The organism is Pseudomonas sp. CH61 (assembly GCF_059429415.1).
In genome coordinates, this window is sequence record NZ_CM182098.1 from 2,977,917 (window position 1) to 3,002,451 (window position 24,535).

The following is a 24,535-nucleotide window of genomic DNA, read 5'->3' on the forward strand; positions in this document are numbered from 1 at the left end:
TCAGGACAGCACTTGCCCGGCCGGCACTTTCAGACCGTCATGCCACCACGCCGCGAGACTGAAGACATTGGGCGCCTTGAGAATCGTGAAGTGGTTGCCCGGCCCGTACCACACCGCCAGATCCGCAACCTGGCGCTGCCAACCCTCGACCATCGCCGCTTGCTCGCGCTGATTGCCCCACGCATCCAGCGTCGGGTCATCGACCAGCGCCAGCCGCACCGGTCCGGTGTAGGCCAGTTGTGGTTGATAGACCGTGCGCAAGGCTGTGGCGAAGGTGCGGACCGGGCCGTGCATCGCATCGGGCGCGGCGCGCTCCGACAGCACACCGGCGTGCACCATCCCGGCATGCAGCAAGCGCATTTGCGTGGCGTCATCAGCGTCGGCAAATACCTGCGGATCGATCTCCAGCGACTTGCCGCTGGACAGTTGCAGGGTGTCGATCAAGCGTTCCAGCGCCGCTGTACCGGTGTACGGTTTGCCTGCCGTGCCGTTGCCGCCCGGCGCTTCGCTGTCGATCAACGTCAACGATGCCACCACGCGCCCGGTCGCTTGCAGCTGCGCCGCCATGGCATGCGCCACCCAACCGCCGAAGGAATGGCCGATCAAATGCACCGGGCCTTTTGGGTAAGCCTGCGCGATCGCCTGCAGATAAAACGCGGCAGCGGCCTCGACCTGACTGTGCGGCACACTGCTGCCGTCCAGCCCGCGCGGTTGCAGGCCGATGATCGGCCACTCCGGGCCGATCGCTTCGGTCAGATGAATGAACCCGGTGACGCTGTCACCTGCCCCCGGCACGCAGAAAATCGGTGCATGCCCCAGGTGCCCGCTCTGGATCGTCAGCAGCGGCTGATACACCGCCGTGGCGGGCGCGATTACCGCCTCAAGTGCCCGAGTGATGGCCTGTCCCAACGCCTGAATATGTGGGTTTTTCATCATGCTGCGGTGATCCCCGGGAATATCGATGCACTGCAACAGACGACTGTCGAAGCGCTCCTCCCAACCGCGTGTCGGGCTTGGCACAGACTGCCCGTCCATCAACGCCTGCGCGCGGAACAGATGAATCGTCTGGCTCGCCGGGCTGACCCGGTAATGCGCCAAGGCCAGGCGATGCGCCGCCTCGCGATCGAAGTAATGCCAGGCATCGGCCGCGCTGACCGTGGCCAGTTCCGGATCGGTCAGTTGCTGCACCTGGCAACGCTGGAACAGCGCGTGGAAATCCAACTGCTCCATTTCGGCTTCCAGAGCCTCGACCGACGCCAACGCGGCGGCGCCATCGGCACCGAGCATCAGCGCACGCCCCCGGCAATGCCCGAGCAACTGGCGCTTGTCGAGATCCTTGCCGCTCCACATCGCCTTGTCCTGGGCCAGTGAGTTGGGCGCGTAACTGTCGAGCATGCCGATGAAGTCCACCGGTTGATCCTGACCCAGCAATTGCTGGGCAACCTCATGGGCCAGCACCCCGCCGAACGACCAGCCCGCCAGACGATACGGCCCGTGTGGCTGCACCGAACGGATGATCCCCGCCATCCGCGTGGCCATGCATTCGATTGTGCGCAACTGTGGCTGACCCAGCGGCACGCCGGGCAGGCCATAAATCGCAAACTCGCCGCCAATGTGCTGCGCCAGCGTCGGGAAATACACGTCGCGGCCGCTGAATTCATGCACCAGGAACAGCGGCGTACCGGTATTCCCGGCTCGCACCACGACCAGCCCTTCCGGCAGTCCGGCCATTTCATCCTGAGCGAGCAACGCTGCCGCCGACTCGATGCTCGGGTGCTGGAACAATTCGGCCAGTGACACCTGCAATCCGCCGCGTTGCAGCAGATTGACCAGCCGCACCGCGAGCAACGAATGCCCGCCCAACTCGAAGAAGTTGTCGTGACGACCGACCTGCTCGACGTTGAGCACTTCGGCCCAGATCCGCGCCATCGCGGTTTCCACTTCGCCTTGCGGCGCCACATATGGACGGTTGATTACCGCGTCTGCGCCCGGCTCCGGCAAGGCCTTGCGATCGACCTTGTCGTTGGGGGTCAGCGGCAATGCGTCGAGTAGCACATAGGCGCCGGGCACCATGTATTCCGGCAAGCGTTCCAGCACATGGGCGCGCAAGACGTCCAGGCCTGGCGCCTGCAGCCCCGCGCGCAGGGTGTACCAAGCCACCAGACGTTCATCGCGCACCATCACCACCGCTTCGCGAATGGCCGGATGTTCGATCAGCCGCGCTTCGATTTCACCCGGCTCCAGACGCAAGCCGCGCAGCTTGATCTGGAAGTCGTTGCGCCCGAGGAATTCCAGATCACCGTCGTTGTTGTAGCGCGCCAGATCGCCGGTGCGGTACAGCCGATCACCGGCCACGAACGGGCTGTCGATGAAACGCTCAGCCTGCATCTCCGGCAATCGGTGATAACCGCGCGCCACACCCACGCCGCCAATGTGCAACTGGCCGCTGACACCCTGCGGCACCGGTTGATCGTAAGCATCGAGCACGTACAAGCGTGTGTTGCTCAGCGCCTGGCCGATCGGCACCGTGTTGTGTGGCACCGGCTGATCCGGTTCAAGCGTCCAGCCAGTGCTGTCGACCGTGGTTTCGGTCGGGCCGTAAACGTTGTGCAAACGCACCCACGGCAGGCGATCGCGCACCTGCCGCGCCAGCGCCGCGCTGAGTTCACCGCCACCGTTGAGCACATCGGTGAGGCTGGTGCACTGGCTGACATCGGCCTGCTCAATGAAGTCCTGCAGCAGCGCCGGCACGAACTTGACCACCGTCACTTGCTGCTCGCGAATCGCCTGCACCACATAAGCCGAATCGCGGTTGCCATCCGGCCGTGCCAGCACCAGACGCAGGCCGGAACACAGCGGCCAGAAGATCTCCCACACCGAACTGTCGAAGCTGAACGGGGCCTTTTGCAGCAACGCACCATGCTCGGTCGGCGCACTGATCTGCGAGCCCCAATGCACCATGTTGCAGGCGCTGCGATGCTCGATCATCACGCCTTTCGGCAGACCGGTGGAGCCGGAGGTGTAGATCATGTAAGCCAGGTTCGACGCGCCCAGGCCGGGCACCTGCGGATCGTGATCGGGCTGCTGTTGCCAATGACCTTGATCGAGGTCGATCAAGGTCGTTGCAGGCGCGGCGAACAGCGAACGCGTCGCCGCTTGCACCAGCACCGCAACCGGCGCGCTGTCCTTGAGCATGTAGGCCAGACGTTCCGCCGGATATCCCGGATCCAGCGGCACATAGGCCCCGCCCGCTTTGAGAATGCCGAGCAGACCGACCACCAGATCCAGCCCGCGCTCGACGCAGATCGCCACGCGTGAATCCGGCTGCACGCCCTGTTCGCGCAAGTGATGAGCCAGTTGGTTGGCCCGCGCATTGAGTTGGCGATAGGTGAGGCACCCGGCTTCGGACTGCACGGCGATGGCCTCGGGCTTAATCCGCACCTGCGCTTCAAACAAGCAGTGCAACGGCTGTTCCAGCGGGCAATCGACTTCGCTGGCGTTGAAGTCGTGCAACAGGCGCTGACGTTCGTCCTGCGCCAGCAACGGCACCTGCTCCAGCAGCGTTTGCTCATCGCTGACCAACGCCGCCAGCAAGCGCTGGAAGTAACCGACAAAACGCCGTACCGTCGACTCATCGAACAACGCCGTGGCGTAACGCAGCGAGCCGCGAACGCCGTCGGCGCTATCGCCGAGACTCAGCGACAGGTCGAACTTCACAAAGTGGCTTTCCCCCGCCACGCCTTCCAGCGTCAGGTCGCCCAGTTGCAGGCTCGGGCCGTCATTGTTGTCCCAGCTCAGCAGAGTCTGGAACAACGCACTGTGAGCCAGACTGCGCAGCGGTTTGCTGATGTCCACCACGTGCTCGAACGGCAGATCCTGATGCGCCTGCGCCGCCAGGGTTTGCGCCTTGACCCGCGCCAGCAACGCTTCGCCGCTGAGTGCGCCCGAGGTGTCGATGCGCAGGGCCAGGGTGTTGACGAACATGCCGATCAAACCTTCGATCTCGGCGCGGGTACGGTTGGCCACCGGCGAGCCGACGACCACGTCGGTCTGCCCGGACAAGCGACTGAGCAACATCGCCCAGGCGCTGAGGATCACCATGTACGGCGTCACCGCGCGACGTTGGCACAGCGCTTTCAGTCCGCGACTCAGCGGCGCGCCCAGCACTACGTCGACATGGCTGCCGGCGAAGTCCTGTTGCGCCGGACGCGGGCGATCGGTCGGCAGCGTCAGTAACGCCGGAGCACCGGCCAGGGTTTGCTGCCAGTAATCGCTCTGCCGTTGCAGCACCTCACCACTGAGCCAGCGGCGTTGCCATACCGCGTAATCGCTGTACTGCAGCGCCAGCGCGGGCAGCGGGTCTTGCTGGTCATGGCTGAAGGCTTGATACAGCGCCGCCAGCTCACGGGTCAGCACACCCATCGACCAGCCATCGGAGATGATGTGGTGCAGCGTCAGCAATAGCACATGGTGATCGTCGGCCAAACGCACCAGACGTCCGCGAATCAGCGCATCGCGAGCAAGATTGAACGGTGCACCGGCTTGCTCTTCGATCAGCCCACGCAAAGCATTATCGGCCTGCGGGTGCTGGCGCAAATCTTCAACCTGCAGCAACAGCGCGGCCGCGGCCGGCACGATCAGCACCTGCGCTTGATCGTCGATCTGGGTGAAGCGGCTGCGCAGGGTTTCGTGGCGCTCGACAATGCGCGCCAGTGCCCGTTGCAGCGCGTCTTCATCCAGCCGCCCGCGCAGACGCAAGCCCAGCGGAATGTTGTACGCCGTGTTGCCGCCGTCCATTTGCGCCAGGAACCACAGGCGCTGTTGCGCAAACGACAGCGGCAGCACTTGCTCACGCGCTGCCGGCACAATCTCCGGCAACGTGCTGCGCGCGGCCCGGCTCAACACCTGCGCCACGGCCGCCAACTCAGGATTGGCGAACAGCTCGGCCAGTGTCAGTTCCATATCCAGTTGTTGGCGAACCTGCGACAGCATGCGCATCGCCAGCAACGAATGACCGCCCAACTCGAAGAAATTATCGTGTCGTCCCACCTGCTCGACCTGCAACAACCCGGCCCAGATGCGCGCCAGGTTTTCCTCCAGCGCCGTGATCGGCGCCACATAGACCCGGCTGAGCATGGCGGCCGGGGTCGGTGCCGGCAACGCCTTGCGGTCGATCTTGCCGTTGTTGTTCAGCGGCAACGCTTCCAGTTGCACCCAGGCCGTCGGCAGCATGTACTCCGGCAAGCGCGTCGACAGTTGGGCGTGCAGCTCAACGCTGTCGAGTTGTCCCTCGTGCGCGGTGAAATAGGCGACCAGACGCGGGGTCTCCTGAGCGTCACGGCGCGCCAACACCACGGCCTCCTTGATCCCCGCGCAGTTGAGCAAACGGCTTTCGATCTCACCCAGCTCGATGCGGAAGCCACGGATTTTTACCTGATCGTCGTTGCGCCCGACGCAATCGAGTTGCCCCGGCGCCAGCCAGCGCGCGAGGTCGCCGGTACGATAGAGCAACGCGCCGGGTTTATCGCTGAATGGATCACGGATGAATTTCTCGGCGGTCAGATCGGCTCGGTTCAGATAACCCAGCGCCACGCCCTGGCCGCCGATATACAGCTCACCGGTCACGCCCATCGGCACGGGTTGCTGATGCGCATCGAGCACATAGACCTGGGTGTTGGAAATCGGTCCACCGATCGACACGCTCTCGGCATTTTCCGCCACCTCCCGCACTTCGAACGTCGTGGCGTAGGTGGTGGTTTCGGTCGGGCCATAGCAATGCACGATGCGCAGCTCCGGCGCCTCGGCCAGCAGCGTACGGAACGCCGCCGGATCACCGCGCTCGCCACCACAAAGCAGAATGCGCAGGCCTTTGAGCGCTTGCGGGATGAGTTGCACGTACTGGTTGAACAGCGCCGTGGTGACGAACAGGATCGTCGCGCCACTGGCGCTTAACTCACGACCGAAGGCCTGCGGATCCAGCAGGGTCTGATGATCGATGATCACCACGCGACCACCGTTGAGCAGCGGCCCCCAGATGTCCATGGTGCTGGCGTCGAATGCCGGGTTCGAGGCGAACACCACGCGATCCTGCGCATTGAAATCGGCATAACCGTTATTGAGCAGCAAGCGGCCGATGCCACGGTGCGGCACCATCACCCCCTTCGGCGTGCCAGTGGAGCCGGAGGTGTACATGATGTACGCCAGCGACTCGGAAGACTGCGCCAGGTTAGGGTTGTGTGTCGGTTGCCCGCTGAGGGTCAGCCTGTCCAGATCGATACGCGGCACGGCGTAATCGATGACTTCGCCGCTCAGGGTCAGCAGCGCGGCCGCGCGACAGTCCTCGACCATGAACGCCTGACGCTCGCTCGGCGCGTGGATGTCCAGTGGCACATAGGCCGCCGCGCACTTGGCAATCGCCAGTTGCGCCACCAGCAGTTCCAGCGAGCGTGGCAGCAGGATCGCCACGTGATCACCCGGTTGCACGCCTTGGCCGATCAGGTGATGAGCCAGACGATTGGCCTGCGCGTTCAGTTCGAAATAACTCAGCGATTGCGCGCCATGCACCGCCGCCACAGCCTTTGGATGCGCCGCCGCTTGTTGCTGGAAAATCCCGTGCACGGTCAGGGTCTGCGGGTAATCGCGCGCGGTGGCGTTGAACTCGACGAGCAAGCGCTGACGTTCCTCCGCCGCCAGTAACGGCACATGTTCGAGCACCGCGCGATCATCGCCGACCATCGCCTCCAACAGCCGCTGGAAATAGCCGACAAAGCGGCGGATGGTCGATTCGTCGAACAGCGCCGTGGCGTAGTTCAGCGAACCGCGAATCACACCGTTGACCTCGCCCAGGGTCAGCGTCAGGTCGAACTTGGCGACCTCGTCCGCGCCGGCCACCGCTTCCAGTGTCAGCTCGCCCAGCGCCAGTTGCGGCCCGCCGTGACTGTCCCAGCTCAGCGTGGTCTGGAACAGCGGGCTGTGCGCCAGGCTGCGCGACGGTCGGGTGATTTCCACCACTTGCTCGAACGGCAAGTCCTGATGCGCCTGCGCCTCCAGTGTCCGTGCCTTGACCCGTGCCAGCAGTGTTTCGACACTCGGCTCGCCCGAGGTATCGATGCGCAGCGCCAGGGTGTTGACGAACATGCCGATCAAGCCTTCGACTTCAGCGCGGGTGCGGTTGGCCACCGGCGAGCCGATCACCACATCGGCCTGCCCGGACAGACGACTCATCAGCAATGCCCAGGCACTCGTCAGGGTCATGAACAGGGTCACGCCATGCCGCTGGCTCAGGGCTTTGAGTGCGGCGCTCAGGTGTTGCTCCAGCACCACTTCGAGGTTGCTGCCAGCATAATCCTGATGCGCCGGACGCGGACGATCGGTGGGCAGCGTCAACAGCGCTGGAGCACCGTCGAGGGTTTGTTGCCAATAATCACTTTGCCGTTGCAGCACGTCACCGCTGAGCCAGCGTCGTTGCCACACCGCGTAATCGCCGTATTGCAGCGTCAGCGCTGGCAGCGGATCGGGCTGGCCCTGGCTGAATGCCTGATACAACGCCATCAATTCGCGGGTCAGCACGCCCATCGACCAACCGTCGGCGACGATGTGATGCACGGTCAACAGCAGCACATTGTGGTCCTCGGCCAAATGCAGCAACTGTCCGCGAATCAGCGGGTCGTTCTGCAGATCAAACGCCGTCGAGGCTTCCTGCGTCATCAACCTCTGCAAGGTGTCCTCGGCCTGTGGCTGTTGGCACAGATCTTCAACACGCAGCAGCAAGCCGCTGTCGACCGGCGCAATCGTCACCTGCGCAGTGTCATCGCGACTGATGAAGCGGCTGCGCAGGGTTTCGTGGCGGGCCACGATACGCGCCAGCGCCGCTTGCAACGCATCGATGTCGAGTCGACCGCGCAGGCGCAGGGCCATGGGGATGTTGTACGCCGAGTTGCCGCCCGCCATTTGCGCGAGGAACCACAGGCGTTGCTGGGCGAAGGACAAGGTGCCGTCACGCGTTACCGGCACAATCGACGGTTGGGTGCTGCGCTCGGCACCCGCCAGGCACTCAGCGACCGCCGCCAGTTCGGCATTGGCGAACAGATCCGCCAACGCCAGCTCCAGCCCCAACCGTTGCCGGACCTGCGCAACCATGCGCATCGCCAGCAACGAATGCCCGCCGAGTTCGAAGAAATGATCATGGCGCCCTACCCGTTCGACCTGCAGCACCTCGGCCCAGATCTGCGCCAGGGTGGTTTCGGTCTCGCCCTGCGGCGCGGCGTAGTCGCGGGTGAACAACGCGGCCAGATCCGGTTTCGGCAACGCCTTGCGGTCGACTTTGCCGTTGGCCGTCAGCGGTAAAGCGTTGAGCCGGACAAAAGCCGCCGGCAGCATGTATTCCGGCAGTTGCCCCAGCAGATGCGCACGCAGCTCGCCGACGTTCAGCGCTTCGCCTTGCGCGGTTTCGGTGAAATACGCCACCAGTCGCGGCTGGCCGGGCTGATCTTCACGGGCCAGCAGCACGGCGTCCTGAATCCCCGGCAACCGATTGAGGCAGGTCTCGATTTCGCCGAGTTCGATGCGCACGCCACGGATTTTCACCTGATCGTCATTGCGCCCCAGGTATTCCAGCGTGCCGTCCTCGCGCCAGCGCGCAAGGTCACCGGTGCGGTACATCCGCGCGTTTGGCAAAGGGCTGAACGGGTCGCGCAGAAAGCGCTCGGCGGTCATTTGCGGGCGGTTCAAATAGCCACGGGCGACGCCGGCACCGCCAACGTACAGCTCGCCCATCACCCCCAGTGGCACCGGACGCTGCTGTTCATCGAGCAGGTAAACACTGGCATTGCTCAGCGGTTTGCCGATGTGCAGCACTTGCCCTGCCTCGATCAACCCGGACGTGGCAACCACCGTGGCCTCGGTCGGGCCGTAGTTGTTGATCACCTTGAAGGACTGGTTGCGGTTGAACTGGCGCAGCCGGTCACCGCCGATCAACAGGGTTTTCAGGGTTGGATGCGCCGGCTCCTGGCTGAAGGCGTACTCGGCCACCGGGGTCGGCAGGAAGCTTACGTCCAGCGGCTGCGCACGCCACCAATCGAGTAGTGCATCGATGTCTTCGTTGCCGTCGTGGGCCGGCGCCAGATGCAGGGTCGCGCCAACGCACAACGCCGGCCAGACTTCCCAGGCCATGGCGTCGAAACCGAAGCCGGCCAGGCTTGAGGTGTGGCTGCCGGCGTGCAGATCGAACGCCGCACAATGCCAATCGACCAGATTGCTCAGGGTGCGGTGCTCAACCATCACGCCTTTGGGCAGCCCGGTGGAACCAGAGGTATAGATCACATACGCCAAGTGTTGCGGTGTCAGCGCGGGCACTGACGGAGTTTCGATTCTGGCGCTCGGCCACTGATGCAAATCGAGATCGATCAGCGGCACTTGCAGCTCGGGCAGACGTGCGCGCAGTGCGCTTTGGGTCAACACCGCAACCGGTGCACTGTCCTCCAGCAGATAGTTCAGACGCTCCGCTGGATGCGCCGGGTCCACCGGCACATAACCGGCGCCCGCCTTGAGAATCGCCACCAGCCCGACCAGCGTATCGAGCCCGCGACGGGCAACGATGGCCACACGATCATCAGGCCGCACACCCGCTTCGATCAGGTGATGCGCCAAGGCGTTGGCCTGATGGTCGAGTTCGGCGTAACTCAGGCTCGCGCCAGCAAAAATCGCCGCCGGCGCGTGCGGTCGCGCAGCCACTTGCTGCTCGAAACGCTGGCCGATCGTCAGCCCCTGAGGGAAATCGGCGTGGGTGGCATTAAAACCGATCAATAGCTGTTCGCGCTCAGCGGCCGGCAGGATCGACAAGCGCTCGAAGCCTTGATGCGGTGCCTGTTCCAGCGCTTGTACAAGGCTGTGCAAGGCACATTGCAGATAGTCGCAAGTACGCCGCGCGTCGATGCCGGCACCGGCCAATGCACTGAGACTGAAGCCTTCGCCGAGGTCGTCGACGCTAAGGGTCAGGCGATAATTGCTGTGTTCCTCGGCTTCCAGCAATTGCATGCCCTGCCAGGCCACTGCGGCCTCGGTAGAACTCGCTGGCGCCGCAGCCCCGTGACGATAATTGAACAAAGTGCTGAACAGCGGCGTGGTCGGCGCCATCGCGCTGCAATGCTGGATGCGCGCCAGTTGCGCGTGTTCGTGCTGGAGCAATTGGCTCAGCCGTTGATGGGTAGCCAGGGCCGCGCCTTTGACGCTGTGCGCGGTCAGATCGATGCGCAGCGGCAAGGTATTGATAAACACCCCGAGCGCACGCTCGGCACCCTCGCCGGCGTGCAAGCGCCCGAGCAATACCGTGCCGAACACCACGTCGTCGCGGCCCGACAACTGCCCGAGCACCTGCGCCCAGGCCAGGTGCATCAGGCTCGCGGCGCTGACGCCCAGACGCCGCGCCTGCTGGCGGATGTCGCGGCTCAGACCGAGGTCGAGGGTCAACCGCGCCTGCTCAGCCAGCCCTTCCTGTGCCTGGGCCTGGCCGTAAGGCAAGGTTGGCGCGTCGACATCGCCGAGCATGTTGCGGAAGAAGCTTTCATGCTGCTCATCGCTCATCCCGGTCAAGGTCTGCGCCACGTAATTGCGATACGGCACCGGCTCGGCGAGACGTTGTGGCTGGCCGCTGAGGAAGGCCTGCATTTCCTGTTGCAGCACTTCGAGCGCGACGTGGTCCATCACCAGATGGTGGAACAGCAGCAACGCGACAACCCGCTGATTGACCGCGTCCCACGCGTGAACCACGCGCATCAGCGGCGCCTGATTGACGGCCATGCGGTAATGACCGGCATCGAAGCGAGCGCGCAACTGCGCCAATGCGTCGCCGCTCGCGTCCTCCAGCGCAATACCTTCGCAGGCCAGCGACGCCTGGCGCCAAACCACTTGCACCGGGTCTTCGAGGCCTTCCCAGAACAGTGAGGTGCGCAGAATGTCGTGGCGTTGGATGACCTTCTGCAGAGCTTCAGTGAAGGTGTTCAGGCGCTGCTCATCGGCAAACGCAAACTGTGCCTGCAACACGTAGGGGTCACCCTGAGCGGCCGAAAGGTGATGGAACAGAATTCCGGTCTGCAACGGCGCCAGCGGATAAATGTCCTGCACATTGGTCACGCCGCCGGGGACGCTGGCAACGATACGGTCAAGGGTCGCTTGATCGAGCGTCAGCAGTGGCAGCAGTTCCGGGGTGATGCGCGTGCAGTCCGGCGTAATGCGGTTGGCCGGGACCTCGGCTTGCGGCTCGCCACCAACGGCCGCCGCCAGTGCGGCGAGTGTCGGCTGGTTGAACAGCACGCGGATGTCGGCGCTCAGACCGGCACGACGCATTTTCGCCAGCAGATTCACCGCCATCAGTGAGTGACCACCCAGCTCGAAGAAGTGGTCGTGGCGCCCTACCCGCTCGACATTGAGCAATTCGGCCCAGAGCGCGGCGAGGAGCGTTTCCACTTCGCCGACCGGCGCCTCGTATTCACGTGCAGCCAATGCCGCCAGATCCGGCGCCGGCAATGCCTTGCGGTCGAGTTTGCCGTTCGGGCTCAGTGGCAGCGCATCGAGGTGCAGAAACAGCGCAGGCACCATGTAGTCCGGTAGATGCTCCAGCAGATCATTGCGCAGCGCTTCGATGTCCAGCCGTTCCCCGGTGTAATACGCAACCAGCCGCTTGTCGCCGGGCACGTCTTCGCGGGCCAGCACCACCGCTTCCTGCACCCTCTCGATCTGGGTCAGGCGCGCCTGGATTTCGCCCAGTTCGATACGCAAGCCGCGAATTTTCACCTGATCGTCGTTGCGGCCCAGGTATTCGATATTGCCGTCGGCCAGATAGCGGGCGACGTCGCCGGTGCGGTACATACGGCCATTGGCCTGGAACGGATCATCGAGGAAGCGTTCCGCGCTCAGTTCAGATCGATTGAGGTAACCACGGGCCACCTGCACGCCGCCGATGTACAACTCACCGACCACACCTTGCGGCACCGGTTGTTGCTGGCCATCGAGGATGTACATGCGGGTGTTGGCGATCGGTTTGCCGATCGGCGTGTTGTCCGGGGTTTGCTCCAGCGGCCCGGCGCAATTCCACGCGGTCACGTCGACAGCGGCTTCGGTCGGGCCGTAAAGGTTGTGCAACGCAGTGCCCGGCAATTGCCGTTTGAAGCGCCGCACCAGACTGCCCGGCAACGCTTCGCCGCTGCACATCACCTGACGCAGTTCCGAGCAGCGCTGGGTGTCGCCATGGGCAAGGAACACGTCGAGCATCGACGGCACGAAGTGCAGCGTGGTAATCCGTTCTTGCTCGATGATTTCGCTGAGATACATCGGATCCTTATGGCCACCGGGCTGCGCCATGACCAGACGTGCGCCGGTCATCAACGGCCAGAAAAACTCCCACACCGACACATCAAAACTGAACGGCGTCTTCTGCAACACCGTGTCCGCCGCTGTCAGTGGATAGGCGTCCTGCATCCACAGCAAGCGGTTGACCACCGCAGTGTGTTCGTTGATCACGCCTTTTGGCTGGCCGGTCGAACCGGAGGTGTAGATCACGTACGCCATGTGTTGCGGGGTCAACTCGGCGGTGGGCAGAGGGTCGCTCGGCAGCGACTGCCAGTGCGCTTGATCGAGATCGATCAGCGGCACGGCGACGTCACCCAGCAGCCCGCGAGTGGAGCCTTGTACCAGCACCGCCAGCGGCGCGCTGTCGTCCAGCATGTAGGCCAGACGTTCCAGCGGATACGCCGGGTCCAGCGGCACATAACCACCGCCAGCCTTGAGGATCGCCAGCAGACCGACAACCATGTCCAGACCGCGCTCGACACAGATCGCCACCCGCGAATCCGCCTGCACACCCAAGCCACGCAGGTGGCGCGCCAGTTGGTTGGCCTTGGCGTCCAGCTCGGCATAGCTCAAGCGCTGTTCACCAGCGAGCACCGCCGGCGCCTGTGGCGTGCGCGCCACTTGCGCCTCGAACAGACCGTGGAGGGTCTGCTCTAGGTCGTAATCCACTGCCGTGGCATTGAACTCATTCAGCAGCCGCTGTTGTTCGTCCTCTGCCAGTAGCGGTGCGTGTTCCAGCACCGTTTGATCATTGGCGACCATCGCCTGCAACAGACGCTGGAAATAGCCGGCAAAACGCAGCACCGTCGCCTCGTCGAACAGCGCCGTGGCGTACTCCAGCGAACCACGAATCACACCGTTGGACTCGGCCAGGTTCAGCGACACATCAAACTTGGCGAAGTGGCTCGGCTCCGCCACGCCTTCCAGGGTCAAATCACCGAGGGCCAGCGCCGGGCCTTGCAGACCGTCCCAACTGAGCAACGTCTGGAACACCGGGCTGTGCGCCAGGCTGCGCAATGGTCGGGTGATTTCCACCACTTGCTCGAACGGCAGATCCTGATGCGCCTGCGCCGCCAGCGTCAGCGCCTTGACTCGGGCCAGCAGCGCTTCGACGCTGAGTTCGCCCGAGGTGTCGATGCGCAAGGCCAGGGTGTTGACGAACATGCCGATCAAACCTTCGATCTCGGCGCGGGTGCGGTTGGCCACGGGCGAGCCGATCACCACCTCAGACTGACCGGACAAACGACTGAGCAGCATGGCCCAGGCGCTCATCAGCGTCATGTACAGCGTCACGCCATGGCGCTGGCCCAGCGCCCTGAGGCCGGCACTCAAACGTTCATCGAGCACCACGTCGACGCTGCTGCCGGCGTAATCCTGCTGCGCCGGTCGTGCACGATCGGTCGGCAACAGCAACAGCGCCGGCGCGCCCGCCAGCGTCTGCTGCCAGTATTCGCTCTGGCGCTGCAACACCTCACCGCTAAGCCAGCGCCGCTGCCACACGGCGTAATCGGTGTATTGCAGCGTCAGCGGCGGCAGCGGATCCGGTTGCCCCTGGCTGAACGCCTGATACAGCGCCATCAGTTCGCGGGTCAAAACGCCCATCGACCAACCATCAGAAATGATGTGGTGCATCGTCAGCAACAGCACGTGATGATCGTTGGCCAGACGCACCAGCCGTCCGCGAATCAGCGCATCGTCCTGCAAATCGAACGGCCCTGAGGCTTCGCCCTGAATCAGCGCCTGCAAGGCTTGCTCGGGTTGCGGGTGTTGGCGCAAGTCTTCGACGCGCAGCAACAGGCCGCTGTCGACTGGAGCGATCAGCACCTGTGCCTGGTCATTGAACTGGGCGAAACGGCTGCGCAGGGTTTCATGGCGGGCAACGATCCGCGCCAGTGCTCGCTGGAGCGCAGCGTCGTCGAGGCGGCCACGCAAACGCAGGGCCACAGGAATGTTGTACGCGGTGTTGGCACCTTCCATTTGCGCCAGAAACCACAGACGTTGCTGGGCGAACGACAGCGGCAAGGCGCCGTCACGCGGCACTGGCACAATCTCTGGCTGCGTGCAGCGCCCCGCTTCGCTCAGTACCGCAGCGACCGCCGCCAGTTCGGCGTTGGCAAACAGCTCAGCCAGTGCCAGTTCGACGCCGAGCCGTTGGCGCACTTGCGAGACCATGCGCATCGCCAGCAGCGAATGACCGCCGAGTTCGAAAAAGTGATCCTGACGACCGACCCGTTCGACCTGCAGCACGTCGGCCCAGATCTGCGCCAGCGCGGTTTCCACCTCGCCTTCGGGCGCCGCGTATTCGCGGGTGAACAGCGCCGACAGCTCCGGCGCCGGCAAGGCTTTGCGGTCGACCTTGCCATTGGCGGTCAACGGCAACGCGGCGAGTTTGACGAACGCCACCGGCACCATGTACTCCGGCAAGCGGCTCAGCAGTTGCGCGCGCAACTCGCCGACCGGCAGCGCTTCGACCTGTGCTTGTTCAGTGAAATACGCCACCAGTCGTGGCTGGCCGGGCTGATCTTCGCGGGCCAGCAGCACAGCTTCCTGAATCCCCGGCAACTGGTTGAGGCAGGTTTCGATTTCCCCCAGCTCGATGCGCACGCCACGGATTTTCACCTGATCGTCATTGCGCCCCAGGTATTCGAGGGTGCCGTCCTCGCGCCAGCGCGCAAGGTCACCGGTGCGGTACATGCGCGCGTTCGGCAAGCGGCTGAACGGGTCACGCAGAAAACGCTCGGCGGTCATTTCCGCTCGATTGAGGTAACCACGAGCGACACCGGCACCGCCGACGTACAGCTCGCCCGCCACGCCCATCGGCACCGGGCGTTGCTGCTCATCAAGCAGGTACACCGTGGCGTTGCTCACCGGTTGACCGATGTGCAACGCGTCGCCGCTGTCGACCCGGCCTGATGTCGCGACCACCGTGGCCTCGGTCGGGCCATAGTTGTTGATCACGTCGAAATGCTGGTTGCGATTGAACTGGCGCAAGCGGTCACCGCCGATCAACAGCGTGCGCAGGGTCGGGTGTTCGAGGTTCTGGCTGAAGGCGTATTCGGCCACTGGCGTCGGCAGAAAGCTCACGTCCAGCGGCTGCGCCCGCCACCACTCAAGCAGCGCGTCGATGTCTTCATTGCCATTGTGGGTCGGCGCCAAGTGCAGCGTCGCACCTGCGCACAGCGCCGGCCAGACTTCCCAGGCCATCGCGTCGAAACCGAAACCGGCGAGGCTCGAGGTGTGGCGACCGGCGCACAGGTCGAAGGCCGTGCAGTGCCAATCGACCAGGTTGTTCAAGGTGTGATGCTCGACCATCACACCCTTGGGCAGGCCGGTGGAGCCGGAGGTGTAGATCACATACGCGAGATGTGAAGCGGTCAGGCCCGGCACGTGCGGGTCGAGCGTGCAGGTCAATGGCCAAGTGCAGCGGTCGAGGTCGATCACCGGCACATCCAGCGCCGGCAAGCGCTCACGCAGATCGGTTTGGGTGAGGACGACCACCGGCGCGCTGTCGCCGAGCAGATAGTTCAAGCGCTCGGCCGGGTGCGCCGGATCGACCGGCACGTAACCGGCGCCGGCCTTGAGAATCGCGACCAGCCCGATCAGCGTATCGAGCCCCCGGCGGGCGACGATGGCCACGCGGTCGTCGGGTTTTACCCCGCGTTCGATCAGGTGATGCGCCAGGGCATTGGCGTGGCGGTTCAACTCGGCGTAGGTCAACTGTGCGTCGGCAAACACTGCGGCCAGCGCTTCCGGCCGCTCGGCAACCTGCGCTTCAAAGCGTTGCTGTAGGGTTTGGGCCGGCGGGAAACTCATTTGCGTAGCGTTGAAGCCGACCAGCAGTTGCTCAAGCTCCGCTGCCGGCAGAACCGGCAGTTGATTGATCGGTGTTTGCGGCGCCTGCTCGAGTGCCCGCAGCAGATTTTCCAGCGCGCAGTGCATGTAGGCGCAGATCCGCTGCGGGTCGATTTGCGTGCTTGCCAGCAACGTCAGACTGAACGCGTCGCCGAGGTCATCGACGCTCAGGGTCAGCGGATAGTTGGTGCGTTCCTCGGAGTGCAGGGTGGCAATGCCCTCCCACGCCGCGAGCGTTTCAGCGCTGGCCGTGCTGACGTTGTGGCTGTGGCGGTAATTGAGCAGCGTGCTGAACAGCGGCGTCGGTGCGACCACGTTGCTGCAGCGCTGGGCCAAGGCCAGCGGCGCGTATTCATGGCGCATCAGCGAGGTCAGCCGCGCATGGGTCGCGTTGACGGCGGCACGCACGTCGGCGCTGTCGACATTTACCCGCAACGGCAAGGTGTTGATGAAGATCCCCAGCGCCCGGTCAATGGCTTCGGCGCCCTGCATGCGCCCCATCAGCACCGTGCCGAACACCACCTGCTGCTTGCCGGTCAACGCTGCCAGCACCTGCGCCCAACCGAGGTGAAACAGGCTCGCGGCACTCACCCCGAGCTGGCGTGCCTGGGCGCGCAAGCGCTGGCCCAGCAGCGCTTCGATCGGCTGGCTCAATTCAACAATCTCGCTGCCGTCACCCTGCACGTCCTGTAAACCGTACGGCAACGTCGGCTCGTCGATGTCGCTGAGCATGCCGCGGAAAAACGCCTCATGCTCGGCTTCGCTGACACCCAGACGCGCCTGCGCCACGTAATTGCGGAACGGCACCGGCCGCCCCAACAGCTCGCGCTGCCCGCTGAGGCAGGCGCGCATTTCATGCCGCACCACGTCGAGGGCCGAGTGGTCGAGGGCCATGTGATGGAACAGCAAGGTGGCGATCACTCGCTGTCCAGCTTCGTCCCAGGCATGGGCCAGACGCATGAGCGGCGCGCGGCTGACGTCGAGGCGAAAGTGTCGGGCGTCGAAACGCTCGTGCAGGTACGCCAGCACATCGCTGTCAGCGTCAGGCACCACGACTTCTTCCACGGGCAGATCGGCGCGGCGCCAGACCACTTGCACCGGTGCGTGCAGGCCTTGCCAGTGCACCGAAGTGCGCAGAATGTCATGGCGATCGATCACCGTTTGCAACGCTTGCGCGAACGCCTGAAAACGTTCGCGACTGGCGAAGGCGAATTGCGACTGCATGACATACGGATCGCCTTCACCAGCACTGACGTGGTGGTAAAGAATGCCTTCCTGCAAGGGTGCCAACGGGTAGATGTCCTGCACATTCGCCGCGCCGCCGGGCACTTGCGCCACGATGTGGTCGATGCTGGCCTGATCCAGCTCGACCAAGGTCAGCATCGACGGGGTGATCTGCGTGGCGTCGGCCGCGATGCCGTTGGCCGGCACTTCGACCTGACCAGCCTTGGTGGCCGAGTATTGCCCGGCCTTGATCAGTTCGATCAGCGCCGTTTTGTGTTCGCGCAACAGCGCCAGCAATGCCGGATCGCTCAAGGCCTGTTTGTTGCCGTTCACCCGCAGCTGATCATCGGTGACCGCCAGTTGGATGTCTTTAGCCTTCAATGTGGCCAACAGTTCGATCACGTTCACAGGACGATCTCCATTCTTTCGGTAATTGCGGCGTAGCCGGCCAGGGTCGGCTGTTCGAACAGCGACCTGACATCGGCTTCCATGCCTTCCTGACGCAACCGGCCGATCAGACTGACCGCCAGTAATGAGTGACCACCCAGTTCAAAGAAGTGGTCGTGGCGCCCTACCCGTTCGACGTTGAGCAGCTCGGCCCAGAGCCGTGCGAGGGTGATTTCGACGTCGCCGACCGGGGCTTCGTATTCGCGGGTTTTCAGTGATTGCTGATCCGGCGCCGGCAGCGCCTTGCGGTCGAGTTTGCCGTTGGGGCTCAGCGGCAAAGCGTCGAGATACACGAACACGGCGGGCACCATGTAGTCCGGCAAATGCTCGATCAAATGACTGCGCAGCAGGTCGATATCCAACCGTTCGCCGGTGTAATAGGCGACCAGACGTTTGTCGCCCGGCACGTCTTCGCGGGCCAGCACCGCCGCTTCTTGCACGCCGTGGACCTGGGTCAGGCGTGCCTGAATTTCGCCCAGTTCAATACGCAGACCGCGAATCTTCACCTGATCATCGTTACGCCCCAGGTATTCGATATTGCCGTCCGGCCGATACCGCGCGACGTCGCCGGTGCGGTACATGCGCCCCCCAGGCTGGAACGGATCGTTGAGGAAGCGCTCGGCACTCAGCTCAGGTCGGTTCAGATAACCGCGCGCCACCTGCACGCCAGCGATGTACAACTCGCCGACCACGCCTTGCGGCACCGGCTGCTGTTGCGCATTGAGGATGTACATTCGGGTGTTGGCGATCGGCTTGCCGATCGGCGTGTTGTCCGGGGTCTGCTCGATGGATCCGGCGCAATCCCACGCGGTCACGTCGACGGCCGCTTCCGTCGGGCCGTAGAGGTTATGCAACTCGCTGCCCGTTAACTGAAGTTTGAAACGTCGCACCAGACTGCCCGGCAACGCCTCACCGCTGCACATCACCTGCCGGAGGCTATCGCAGCGTGTGGTGTCGCTGTTGGCGAGGAACACATCGAGCATCGACGGCACAAAGTGCAGCGTGGTGATGTTTTCGGTTTCGATCACTTCGGTGAGGTATTGCGGATCCTTGTGTCCGTCGGGCCGCGCCATGACCAGTCGCGCACCGGTCATCAGCGGCCAGAAGAACTCCCACACCGACACGTCAAAACTGAATGGGGTTTTCTGCAACACCGAATCGGCAGCGCTCAGGCAATAGGCGTCCTGCATCCACAGCAAGCGGTTGACCACACCGGCATGTTCGTTGACCACGCCCTTTGGCTGACCGGTCGAGCCGGAGGTGTAGATCACGTAGGCGCTGTGTTGGGGTGTCAGCGCCGGGATTTGCGGATTGTCGGCAGACAGGGATTGCCAAGTGTTCTGATCGAGGTCGATTACCGGTGCCGAGAGCTCTCCCAACAGCGCGCGGGTCGCCCCGTGCACCAGCACCACGGCCGGCGCGCTGTCCTCGAGCATGTAGGCCAGGCGCTCCGGCGGATAAGCCGGATCGAGCGGCACATAAGCGGCGCCGGCCTTATTGATCGCCAGCAGGCCGATGACCATTTCCAGGCTGCGTTCGACACAGATCGCCACCCGCGAATCCACCTGCACGCCGAGGCTGATCAAATGCCCGGCCAAACGGTTGGCGCGTTCGTTCAACTGCGTGTAGCTCAATGCCTGATCGCCGGCGACGACGGCCACAGCCTGTGGCGTACGCTGCACTTGCGCTTCGAACAAGCCGTGCAGCGTCTGCTGCAAATCGTAATCGACGGCGGTGTCGTTGAGGCCGAACAGCAACGCCTGCCGCTCCTCGTCCGCCAACACCGTCAGGCGGTTCAACGGTTGCTGTGGTGTGTGCTCCAAGGCTTCAACCAGTGCGATCAGCGCGTTGTGCATGTACTGACCAACGCGTGCCGCACCAATGCGCGACGGCGTCATCACTGTCAGTTGGAAGCCGTTGCCGAGATCGTCGACGTTGAGGGTCAACGGGTAATTGGTGCGCTCCTCGCCGGCAAGGGATTCGATGCCCTGCCAGGATTCACGCTTGGCGTTCTGACGGGCCTCACTGTCGCTATGCCGGTAGTTGAGCATCGCGCTGAACAGTGGCGACGGCGCCGCGATACCGCTGCAACGCTGGGCCAGCGCCAGCGAAGCATGTTCGTGAGCCAGCAGCGCACTGAGCCGCGCATGGGTCGCCTTGACCCCGGCGCGCACGTCGGTTTCGTCAACATCCACGCGCAATGGCAAGGTGTTGATGAACATGCCCAGTCCGCGATCCGCACCTGCGCCGCCCTGCATGCGGCCAAGCAGCACCGTGCCGAACACCACGCGCTCCTGAGCGGACGTTGCCGCCAGAACCTGTGCCCAAGCGAGATGGAACAGGCTGGCGACGCTGACGCCGAGCAAGCGTGCCTGACTGCGCAGACGCTGCGCCACCACGGCGGGTAGCGCCTGGCAGACTTCCTCGATGTCATTACCGTCGCCATGCACATCCTGCAAGCCAAACGGTAGCGTCGGTTCGTCGATGTCACCGAGCATCTCGCGGAAGAACACTTCGTGCTCTTGCTCGCTGACGCCAAGACGGGTCTGCGCGACATAATTGCGGTACGGCACTGCGGGCACAGGCAATCGTTCATCGCCGCGCAAAATCGCCTGCATTTCTTCGCTGACCACCGCCAGCGCGGTGTGGTCCATGGCAATGTGATGGAACAACAGCATGGCGACGACACGCTGATTGTCCGGATCGAGGGCATACACCAGACGCAGCAGCGGTGCCTGATCCAGGTCCAGACGCCAGTGCCGCGCATCGAAGCGCGCCCGCAACTGATCGATGGCTTCGCCCTGCGCAGGCTCCAGCGCCACGGCTTGGACCGGTAGCTCCGCCTGCCGCCAGACCACTTGCACCGGCGCCGTCAGGCCTTGCCAGACTATCGAAGTGCGCAGGATGTCGTGGCGCGTCATGACTTGACGCAGCGCCGCAGCGAACCCTTGAAAACGTTCGATACTGTCGAATGCCAGACACGATTGCAGCAGGTACGGATCGCCTTTCACGGCGCTGAGGTGGTGATACAGAATCCCCTCCTGCAACGGCGCCAGCGGATAAATATCCTGCACGTTGGCAGCGCCACCCGGCACCGTAGCAACGATGCGCTCGAGGCTGGCCTGATCCAGTTGCACTAGTGGCAGCATGTCCGGGGTGATCTGTGTGCAATCGGCGGGAATCAGATTGTCCGGTACTGCAACCTCGCGCCCACTGCCCACCGCGGCCGCCAGCGCGGCCAATGTCGGTTGGCTGAACAGCACGCGCACATCGGTGCTCAGATCGACCTGACGCATGCGTTCAATCAGCGTCACCGCCAGCAATGAATGCCCGCCCAGTTCGAAGAAGTTGTCGTGGCGGCCGACCTGTTCAACGTTCAAGACGTCCGACCAGATCTGCGCCAGGGCGATTTCCACCGAGCCTTGCGGTGCGGCATATTCGCGGGTCAGCCACGCCATTTGATCCGGCTCCGGCAACGCCTTGCGATCAAGTTTGCCGTTGGCGGTCAGCGGCAGGGATTGCAGGCGCACGTAAGCGGCGGGCACCAGGGCCTGCGGCAACTGCGCTTGCAGATGACTGCGCAAATCCTCGATCTCGACGTTCAAACGTTCGGTAAACCACGCCAGCAACTGGCCGTCGCGCACCAGCACCACGCAATCCTGCACGGCCGCGTGAGCGCTCAACGCCGCTTCGATTTCACCCAACTCGATGCGCACACCACGCAGTTTGACCTGATCATCGTTGCGTCCCAGATACTCGATTGTGCCGTCAGCCAGCCAGCGTGCGAGGTCGCCGCTGCGGTACATGCGCGCCTGCGGTTCGTCGCTGAACGGGTCGTCGAGGAAGCGTTCGGCAGTCAGCTCGGGGCGATGCAGATAACCGCGCGCCACGCCGGCACCGCCAACATACAACTCGCCAGCGACGCCGATTGGTACCGGGCGCTGCTGGTCGTCGAGCAAATAAATCTTCGCGTTGGCCATCGGCTGACCGATATGCAGCACCTGCCCGGCCTCGACCGCGCCAGAAGTGGCAACCACCGTGGCTTCGGTCGGGCCGTAGTTATTGATCACTGCGAAGGTCTGCTCGCGGGGGAACTGGCGCAGTTTGTCGCCACCGATCAACAGCGTGCGCAAAGTCGGGTGCCCGAGGTCGCGACTGAACGCATATTCGGCGACCGGCGTCGGCAGGAAACTCACCTGCAATGGCTGCGCACGCCACCATTCCAGCAACTCATCGAGGTGCTCGTTGCTCACCGTTTGCGGCGGCAGGTGCAGGGTCGCGCCGACACACAGCGCCGGCCAGACCTCCCACGCCATGGCATCGAAACCGAAACCGGCGACGCTCGACGTGTGGCTGCCTGCACGCAGGTCAAAGGCCTCGCAGTGCCAGTGCACCAGGTTCTCCAGCGTCGCGTGTTCGACCATCACGCCTTTCGGCTGGCCGGTGGAGCCGGAGGTGTAGATCACATAGGCCAGATGCGCCGGGGTCAGCGTCGGCAAATGCGGATTGCGGTCGGACAACTGCTGCCAGGTGGGATTGTCCAGATCAATCAGCGGCACGCTTCCGAGCAAGTCAGCCGTCGCAGCCTGGGCCAGTACCGCCATCGGCGCGCTGTCCTGCAACAGATAGGCGATGCGTTCCGCCGGGTACGCCGGATCGACCGGTACATAACCGGCCCCAGCCTTGAGGATCGCCAGCAACGCGACGAGCATGTCCGGGCTGCGGCGCAGGCACACGGCGACGCGGTCATCGGGCTGCACGCCGAGCCCGAGCAAGTGATGGGCCAGGCGATTGGCGCGCTGATTGAGCTGCGCGTAGGTCAGGTGCTGCGTGCCCTGCACCACCGCCAGTGCCTCCGGCTGCTGTTCGGCCTGAGCCTCGACCATCCGCTGAATCGTCGCGCCACGCGGATAGGCTGCTGAGTGCTGGTTGAAGCCGACCAGCAAGTGTTCGTATTCCGCCACCGAGAGTACCGGCAAACGGTTGAGCGGACGTTGCGGCGCCTCTTCCAGTGCGGTCACCAGATGTTCCAGTGCGGTATGCATGTAACTGCAGATCCGCTGTGCACCAATCTCGGCGACTGCCAGCACGTCGAGGGCAAACCCCTCGCCCAGATCATCCACCGACAGGGTCAGCGGATAATTGCTGCGCTCCTCGCCGCCAAGCATGCGTACGCCCTGCCAGATACCCTGGCCGTCGCGCGGCTGTTGTGCGGCGGCGCTGTGCCGGTAGTTGAGCAAGGCGCTGAACAGCGGCGCGGAACCGGCCATGCCAGTGCATCGTTGAGCCAGCGCCAACGAGGCGTGTTCATGACCCAAAAGCGCTGTCAGCCGCGCATGAGTCGTTTTCACCCCGACGCGCACGCCTTCAGCGAGATCAACGCGCAGTGGCAGGGTATTGATGAATACCCCCAGCGTGCGGTCGGCGCCCTCGCCACCCTGCATCCGCCCCATCAACACCGTGCCGAAGACCACGTCGCGGCGGCCGGAGACTACGCCCAGCACCTGCGCCCAGGCCATGTGCATCAGGCTCGCCGGGCTGACGCCCAACTGTCGCGCCTGTTCACGCAGGCGCAGATTGAGCGCGGCATCGACCGGTTGCAGCGCTTCTTCGATGCCACGCCCGTCGCCTTGGACATCCTGCAGACCGAAGGGCAAGGTCGGCTCGTCGATATCGCCGAGCATCTCGCGGAAGAACGCTTCGTGCGCCTGCTCATCGGCGCCCAGGCGAGCCTGCGCCACGTAGTTGCGGTACGGCATCGGCGGCGTCAGCGTGTCGAGCTGATCGAACATCAATGCGTGCATTTCCCGACCGATCACGTCCATGGCGGTGTGGTCGAGAATCGAATGATGGAAGAGCACGATGGCGACGACTTGCTGGTGCAACGGATCTTCGGCGTAAACCATGCGGATCAACGGTGCCTGATTCAGGTCGAGGCGGAAATGCCGGGCATCGAAACGCGCGTGCAACTGCTCGAGGATGTCACCGTCCTGCGCATCCAGCAGCACTGGCTGGACGACCATCTGCGCCTGACGCCAGACCACTTGCTGCGGGCTCGGCAAACCTTCCCAGACCACGCTGGTGCGCAGAATGTCGTGACGGGCGATGACCTGCTGCAAATGCGTGGCGAAGGTTTGTAAACGCTCGAGGCTGTCGAAGGCCAGACGTGATTGCAGCAGGTACGGATCACCCTGCTCGGCGCTCAGATGGTGATAAAGAATGCCTTCCTGCAACGGTGCCAGCGGATAGATATCCTGCACATTCGCAGCACCGCCCGGCACCGTCGCAACAATACGATCAATGCTGACCTGATCCAGCGAGGTCAGGGTCAGCACGTCCGGGGTGATGTGCGTGCAATCGGCCGCAATCAGATTGGCCGGCACTGCGATTTCCCGGCCACTGCCCAAGGCCCGCGCCAGCGCGGCCAGACTCGGCTGGTTGAACAGCACCCGCACATCGGCGTTCAGACCGGCCTGACGCATGCGTTCGATCAGGCTCACCGCCAACAGCGAATGACCGCCGAGTTCGAAGAAGTTGTCGTGGCGGCCGATCTGTTCGATGTTGAGTACGTCGGCCCAGATCTGTGCCAGCGCCATTTCGACCGGGCCTTGTGGCGCTTCATATTCGCGGCTGAGCCAGGCGTCCTGATCCGGTTCGGGCAGGGCCT

2 protein-coding genes (1 of these 2 running past the window's edge) are annotated in these 24,535 nt (G+C 63.9%); both read right to left on the reverse strand.

Translation table 11 applies throughout. From position 1 onward, the window contains the following. Positions 1–17,829: a non-ribosomal peptide synthase/polyketide synthase gene (locus tag AC5SEM_RS13340; protein WP_495473274.1), complete on the reverse strand. Its 17,829-nt coding sequence runs from the start codon at positions 17,827–17,829 to the stop codon at positions 1–3. Then, positions 17,826–24,535: the 3' portion of an amino acid adenylation domain-containing protein gene (locus AC5SEM_RS13345; protein ID WP_495473275.1), read on the reverse strand. The gene runs 6,319 nt beyond the window's last position; only the last 6,710 of its 13,029 coding nucleotides appear in the window; the start codon falls outside the window, past its right edge — the gene reads right to left on this strand; the stop codon is at positions 17,826–17,828. The genes AC5SEM_RS13340 and AC5SEM_RS13345 overlap by 4 nt, the downstream gene beginning before the upstream one ends.